Annotated in this window: 7 protein-coding genes and 1 pseudogene; 2 read left to right on the top strand and 6 right to left on the bottom strand. The window is 41.8% G+C overall.

Features of this window, described 5'->3' with window-relative positions:
- Window positions 1–316: 316 nt before the first annotated feature.
- Window positions 317–481 (bottom strand): annotated as a pseudogene (locus tag LC653_RS43950) (ISKra4 family transposase); the annotation flags it as partial.
- A 313-nt stretch (window positions 482–794) separates the two neighbouring features.
- On the opposite strand from LC653_RS43950, the gene LC653_RS43945 reads away from it, so the two are divergent.
- Both LC653_RS43945 and mltA read left to right on the top strand, forming a co-directional pair.
- Entirely contained in the window at window positions 795–1,049 is a 255-nt protein-coding gene (locus LC653_RS43945; protein ID WP_229501540.1) for a hypothetical protein, read from the top strand.
- A 3-nt stretch (window positions 1,050–1,052) separates the two neighbouring features.
- Window positions 1,053–2,312: a murein transglycosylase A gene (gene mltA, locus LC653_RS43940; RefSeq protein WP_229501541.1), complete on the top strand. Its 1,260-nt coding sequence runs from the start codon at window positions 1,053–1,055 to the stop codon at window positions 2,310–2,312.
- A gap of 158 nt (window positions 2,313–2,470) precedes the next feature.
- Here the strand turns inward: mltA and LC653_RS43935 are convergent, their stop codons facing one another.
- The 5 genes from LC653_RS43935 to LC653_RS43915 form a co-directional block, all read right to left on the bottom strand.
- Window positions 2,471–3,340 (bottom strand): DUF5895 domain-containing protein, encoded by an 870-nt coding sequence (locus tag LC653_RS43935; protein WP_229501539.1) that lies wholly within the window; start codon window positions 3,338–3,340, stop codon window positions 2,471–2,473.
- A gap of 956 nt (window positions 3,341–4,296) precedes the next feature.
- A complete protein-coding gene (locus tag LC653_RS43930) occupies window positions 4,297–4,521 on the bottom strand; it encodes a DUF7219 family protein (protein ID WP_229501538.1) in 225 nt (74 codons plus the stop codon).
- 46 nt (window positions 4,522–4,567) lie between these two features.
- A complete protein-coding gene (locus LC653_RS43925) occupies window positions 4,568–4,843 on the bottom strand; it encodes a hypothetical protein (protein ID WP_229501537.1) in 276 nt (91 codons plus the stop codon).
- Between the two features lie 151 nt (window positions 4,844–4,994).
- On the bottom strand, window positions 4,995–5,456 hold the full coding sequence (locus LC653_RS43920) for an alpha/beta fold hydrolase (RefSeq protein ID WP_229501536.1): 462 nt from the start codon (window positions 5,454–5,456) through the stop codon (window positions 4,995–4,997).
- Window positions 5,457–5,576: 120 nt separating this feature from the next.
- The gene (locus LC653_RS43915; RefSeq protein ID WP_229501535.1) at window positions 5,577–6,416 is read right to left on the bottom strand and encodes a photosystem I reaction center subunit XI; all 840 of its coding nucleotides are present in this window, start codon (window positions 6,414–6,416) and stop codon (window positions 5,577–5,579) included.
- Between the last annotated feature and the right edge of the window lie 56 nt (window positions 6,417–6,472).

Genomic DNA, 6,472 nt, shown 5'->3' with positions numbered 1-6,472 from the left:
TGTTTCAGTGTTTTTTCTAGATATTCTGCACTTTCGGTGATTTCTATTTCTAACTGACGTGCCATTTTGCTGCTGTCCGACTTACCCTCAACTCTCTATTATATGCAAGCTCAATGTAAATTGATATCAGATAACTAGACTTGTCCGAAATATAACTTATGAAAAGAAAAATGCTAAAGCTTTGAATTGAGAGTCTACCATTTTTTCAAATGTCTATATTTTCTGCATAGAAACCTATTACTAAGGATGGAATTTCAGACAATAGTAACAACGTCACTGTCAATACAGAGGCAAAGGGGAACATCCCACTTTTTATTTAGCGAGCAAAGATTAATCCATTAAGATAGGCACAACGGTGAGCAAGAACTTGAGGAACGTTCTCAACCTTCCACTGTGCACCAGAAATTTTGGTTCGACGGTCAATTTGCTTAACTGTAGATTCAATAGCACCAGAACCAATGGAACAAATCTGTTCAGCTTGATTAATACCTCTGCCAATTTACGAGGGTTCAATGCCCGTAGAAACGTGATGAAATCGTTCCAGTGCTTGTTTGTTCTAATCAGCACCCTAATGGATCGATGGCTTTCTTGTCGATTGGCTCAATTAAAAACTGTCCGGAGTATTGTTTTAAGGAACTGCTTAAAAAATTAGCCGTCTAGAGTCAAGAGTCATTGAGCGTTAGTCATTTGTTCACCCTTGCTCCCTTACCTTGCCTGTCCCGTATGCTTACCCTTTTCATTCGGGGGTTACGTGGTTAACAATGGGTTGAATGTTTTTTAAATAATTCAACTTTATGGCTAGAACTGCAAATGAATATGCCGTATACCTCCTACTGGAAAGCGGTCATCGGGAAGAAGTACGTTTTCCTACGATTCAAGAGTTTCAGAAGTGGTACAGTGGCGAACTTGTGCCAAAGTCTGCTTCTAATGACTTTATTAGCGTGCCGATCAAAAATATTCAAGGGGAATATATGGTAGTACGCCCTTCTCGGATCGTGGCAATCCGGGTAGAACCCGTTTTTAGTTCCAGTGTTGAAAGATTCAACTAAATGATGAGAAAAACCCTTGCTTTGCTTTCCTTAAGTCTGGGAATTGCCCTTGTAAACCCTCTCTGGTCGGCTGTTGCTCAGGTTCCTAACTTCCTGCCGTTGCCAGTACCCATAACTCCTGATCTCCCACCTCAGCCAATACCAATTACTCCTGAGATAACGCCGCCCCTAAAACCAATCGCTATCGGAACCAATTGTACGTTCCAGCAGACTTGTTTAGGTTTGGATGAGCAAATTTGGGGTCAAAGGGGTAAAGTAGGCGATCGCAACGCGTTGTTGGCTTCTATTGATAACAGTCTGCTTTACCTAACAAAGAAAGAGGCGATCGCAGCATATCAAAATTATCCGATGAAGGAAATTACCCTTGATCGCGTCCGTCGGAGTTTGCTACGTTTCCGCCAACTGGTTGTCAGTTCTAAGTCAGCAGCGCAATTACAAGCTGCTGTCAGCCGAGAGTTTGTCTTTTACCAGTCTGTGGGCAACGATGGCAAGGGTACTGTTAAGTTCACTGCTTACTACGAACCTGTTTACACCGCCAGCCGTGTCAGGACTGCAATATATAAGTATCCTCTTTATCGGCTACCACCTGATTTCAGCCAATGGCCAAAACCCCACCCAAAACGAATTAATTTGGAAGGGAAGGATGGTTTACAAGGGAATAAGAGCAAGTTGCGCGGTTTAGAACTGCTTTGGTTTCGCGATCGCCTAGACGCATACATGGTACATATCCAAGGTTCTGCCCAAATTAAGTTAACTAATGGCAAAACAACATCAGTTGGCTATGCAGGTGGAACTGATTACCCTTGGACTAGTATCGGCAAAGAACTAGCGAAAGATGGCAAACTTCCACTAGCTGGATTGACAATGCCACGTCTGATTAGTTATTTCCGGGGAAAACCCCAAGAGTTGAACAATTATCTGCCACGCTGGGAACGATTTATTTTCTTCCAAGAAACAAGCGGTAGACCAGCTACTGGTAGTATTCATGTGGCAGTAACAGCAGAACGTTCCATTGCTACAGATAAGTCTCTTATGCCTCCAGGAGCGCTAGCGCTGATTTACAACTCATTTCCCTATCCTGCCAGTGGTGGCAAACTAGAGAGGCGTACTGTCAACCGCTTTGTGCTTGATCAGGATACAGGAAGCGCCATCAAAGGCCCGGGCCGGGTAGATTATTTCATGGGGTCTGGTAAACTAGCAGGCGATCGCGCTGGCGTCACAGGCGGTAATGGTTCACTATATTATTTGCTGCTCAAAGAATAGGGAATAGGGAATAGGGAATAGGGAATAGGGAATAGGGAATAGGGAATAGGGAATAGGGAATAGGGAATAGGGAATAGGGAATAGTTTTCCCAGCCCCCACTCCCCAGTACAGACGCGATTAATCGCGTCTGTACCCACTCCCCACTCCCCACTCCCACCTAATATGGTGGATAAGCAAAATCATCTTCATCAGCATAAACGTAAGAGTTGGAAACTCCTGCCATTGCCAATTTAGGCGTTTCTGATTTTACAGGTTCCTTCCCAAAATCTTTGTATTCTTCAAAAGTCTTACAAATCATTGCAGACTCAAGAGAATCGGAAGCAATTAAGTATTCTGTTAAAGTCTTTACCGTGGGATGTTTGTAGTCTACAGTTGAAGCTACGAGAACTGTATTTGGTTCAATACCTCTTTCTTCACACTCAATTATCGGGCAAAAAATCCCGTGAGCATGGAACAAAGGGCCTTTTGGTGTCAAAGGTTGCTTGCGGTAAACAGCATAAGCTTTTTCTAGTTCAGCAACGAATCCACTAACTACTTTGCCTTGTTGATATTCGCAGTAGGTTTTGCTGAAACTCGCTCCGGCGGCCCCATTAAGAGTTAGTTGTAGTGGTGATTCATGTAAAAACTTTTTATTCTCTCCCACTATAAAAATTAAATAGCGAGTAAAGGTTTTAAATTTAAGTTTGTCGGCTAAAAAAGCATCATAATTCTCTTTGAGCGTACCCAGTTTTAGACCACTTTCCCGGTCTTTGACAGACAATGGCCCCCGACGCACTATAACCACGCGTGGAGTAGTGGTAATAAAGACCGTTTCGACTCCAGAGCTAAATTCATGCTCCACTTGCTGCCAATTATCATCTGGCACAAAGCCGACAGCATTGGCATTATCCAGCTTAATTGCCAAACCGTGGGATTGCATACCATCTGTGCCATACCGAGGATTAATCATCTGACACCAGGGAAGGACTTGAGAAGGCGGTGCATTAAATTTATCGTCTTCAAAGTCGAAATTAGCAGATGCTTTCATCGTTTTAGGCTATCAAAGTGTTTTATTGAACAAGGTTATCGGCAGGGCGCTGAGGAAAGGAGAGCCAGTTATATTCTGTGGTTCCCAAAGTTTAGGAACTTAAACTGGCGTAGTAGTTTTTCCAGAGTAAGACAGAATCAATCTATGTTGCAATCCCTGTTTCGTTTTTTAACAACAAATTCTTTCTTTGGCATCTCCCTATCTCCCTCCAATTTTCTGCTATTTTCGGGCAATAATCCGATAAAATCACTCAATCAGGACTTACGCAAAAATTGTCAAAAAGCTTAATTTATCGTCAGGGTAAGCGCATCTCAAATGGGATTGACAAAAGGTACATTTAATGAACTAACCATAGAATAGGGATTTATGGTTCGGTTGATTTCTACAGGCTAATAGCGATGTCTACGATGGTCACTGAGCGGCTGGTGAGCGGCTGGCCCTGAGCCTTGGGAGAGCGTAGCCGACTTGTACTGAGCGGCGTCGAAGTAAGGGCGCAGTCGTTCGCGTTAGCGTCTCCGACAGGAGAAGGGAGTCGAACCATGCCGTACCACTTCGGGGATCTTGCTACGCGCAGCGTCTCGTAGAGAAGTGCGGGCTACGCCTACGCCTAATTTATTATCAATAAGCGGGCTTTAATGCGATTATTTAGGTCTTTATTGAGATTAGAGCTTTGTTATTGACAAGATGCGCTTACCCTGTTTTAGAGAGACTGGGTTTTCAGGTTTTGATGCTTCTTTATAAAACCTGAATTTTAGTACCACAGCATAAGGGGAGCGGTAGAACTAAATTTATTAGCGAATTCCTAAGAGGATGAATGAACAAGTCCTCTTCACGGTAGCGAAATGTTCTAGATCCCCCTAAATCCCCCTTTTTAAGGGGGACTTTGATTCCGGTTCCCCCCTTTTTAAGGGGGGTTAGGGGGGATCAATAAGTGCAAAGATACAGCAAATCACTTTTCAAACAACCTCTAATTCTTTTCTAGCACTTTTCAACTGTTTCCAGAGAAAATGAATTTGTTTATAAGCCTCTTCTGGAGAAAGTTTACCCCCAGTTTGTAGACTACAAATATAGTTTATTCGTTGAGTAAACTCTTGGAGTTTAGCATTAAACACTAAATACTCTGGTTGAAATTGCCCATAGTATGGACTAAGAGCATATAGTAAATCAGATCGTTGGTTCATAAGTGTTTAAAGTATTAAAAATTATAAATTCTTCCATTGAAAAACTCTAACAAAGCTTTTGCCGACCATTTTGGCAAGCATTACAGGAAGAAGTTTTCGGTTCAAAATCAATACAAGCGATCGCTTGCTCGGAACAAGCTTTAATAGGGTGTACAGTACATTTGAGGCGGTAGTCGTTAGTAAAATATTCACAACCGGGACAGGGAATTTGATGCAACATTTTTAAATAATTGATGCCTTTTTTCAAAGTTAACCAGATACTCCAAACAAAGAGAATCATAATTACGCACGCACAAAAAGTGCCAAAAATTGTAGCTAACATTATTTATCCTCATAAAAAATATCGAAAAATTTCCCTAGCCTACTGGTTTTAACCGCAGGTATGATATCAAATTGTCCAACTATGTATTGTTTAAAAAACAGAGTCAAGTATTATAAACTATCTGTATTAAGCCTTAAGCTATATGTCTTAATTACGAATTAGCTTTCAGGCAGGAACAAACTGAATCCAACAGACACTTAACAGTGTCTTCGTTTTGATAGCTAAAGAGGTTGTACACCATCGCAGTGAGAATCTTTTGCCGACTCAAAAACGGGCGATGGGTATAATAATGAGCTTGCCAGTCAAGGGCTGCATCAGCACCCACAGCTAATAAAGTTAAAGATTTAACTTTTTCTGGATATCGACGAGTGTATAGTAACCCTAATAATCCTCCCGTGCTGTGACCAATCAAATGCACAGGTTGATTACTTAATTGAAGATAATTATCCAGCAGAAGTATTGCAATATCCAAAGAACTTGCTTCATCCTGACTTTGAGCATATTGCCACTGAGCAATAGTTGTATGATGTGACAGTTCACATATAAGCGGTTGAGCCAAGTATAACAAACTAGGGCTTGTATTCAACCAAATGACATCTGGCTGGTTAGACATTTGTATTTCCGAAAAAGTAACCAATTTTTGATATATTTTGCTTTTGTTACTGGGCAGATAATAATTGTAAAGACGTAGCATTCTACGTCTTTACATAATGCCTACTAAGTTGCTACATGACTAAATCGAATTGATAGCAATTCCAGCAAATACAGCAACACTATTCAACAACAGATAAGCAAAGATTACTCCACCAATCCCACCAATTAGAAAGCCGTCGGTAAACTGACTCCATCTTTCAGTAGAATTTAGAGTCTGTGGCACACGGGGAACTGTTGCAACCGTTGCTGGTCGTGGATAGATTTCTTGCTGTCTTTCAAAGCTGGTAGTGCCATAAATTGAAAAAGCAATTGTCAGGATCAAAATCAAACTGCCTGCGGCTAGTAAACCAAGCAAGTTACCCACATCAGAATTGCCTAATAAACCTAATGAACCTAATGTTGCAAAAGGGCCAACCAGCCAGTAGCCATGAGCCATACCAATTTCCAATCCCCGCGCCAGAGGAGATATACCACGGCGGTAAATTGGCAAGTATTTGAGAAACTTCAGCGTCAAATCAGAAGAGTTAACTAAGCTTGCTTGATTACTTTGGCGATTCACCTGTGGCGGTTGAACCATGTCACCATTTTTAAAATCAAATCCGGCGGCGATCGCACGGGCACGCAGTGCGTGCCAAATGTGACCTAACAGAAATATTAGCGCTAGGACAAAATGGAAAGTTACTAACCAACCACGAGCAGAAACTATACCAGTAGAAGTTTCTATAGCTTTAACCGGGCCATAAAAAACTTCGGGATAGACGGTGTTATTGACTGAAGCAAAGTATGCCGCTAAAAAGCCCATGTATGCAACACCACCAATGCTGTAAGATAGATATGCTTCTCCTGAGTAAATTAACGTGAGTTCGACGGATAGGAAAGCGCAGAAAGCTGGCAATGTAAGAATTTGCTCAACTGGCATTTACGGCAGCGATCGCGCAGAGTGGCACAGACGATAGCTACGATTAATTGAGAAGA

This window comes from Nostoc mirabile CHAB5784, assembly GCF_020829645.1.
Lineage (GTDB): Bacteria > Cyanobacteriota > Cyanobacteriia > Cyanobacteriales > Nostocaceae > Nostoc > Nostoc mirabile.
This window is presented reverse-complemented; position numbering and strand designations above follow the sequence as displayed.

Excerpts from the sequence above, each read along its gene's own strand:
- mltA (WP_229501541.1), top strand. The coding sequence starts at position 1,053 with ATGAGAAAAACCCTTGCTTTGCTTTCCTTAAGTCTGGGAATTGCCCTT.
- LC653_RS43930 (WP_229501538.1), bottom strand. The coding sequence starts at position 4,521 with ATGAACCAACGATCTGATTTACTATATGCTCTTAGTCCATACTATGGG.
- LC653_RS43915 (WP_229501535.1), bottom strand. The coding sequence starts at position 6,416 with ATGCCAGTTGAGCAAATTCTTACATTGCCAGCTTTCTGCGCTTTCCTA.
- LC653_RS43945 (WP_229501540.1), top strand. The coding sequence starts at position 795 with ATGGCTAGAACTGCAAATGAATATGCCGTATACCTCCTACTGGAAAGC.
- LC653_RS43935 (WP_229501539.1), bottom strand. The coding sequence starts at position 3,340 with ATGAAAGCATCTGCTAATTTCGACTTTGAAGACGATAAATTTAATGCA.
- LC653_RS43925 (WP_229501537.1), bottom strand. The coding sequence starts at position 4,843 with ATGTTAGCTACAATTTTTGGCACTTTTTGTGCGTGCGTAATTATGATT.
- LC653_RS43920 (WP_229501536.1), bottom strand. The coding sequence starts at position 5,456 with ATGTCTAACCAGCCAGATGTCATTTGGTTGAATACAAGCCCTAGTTTG.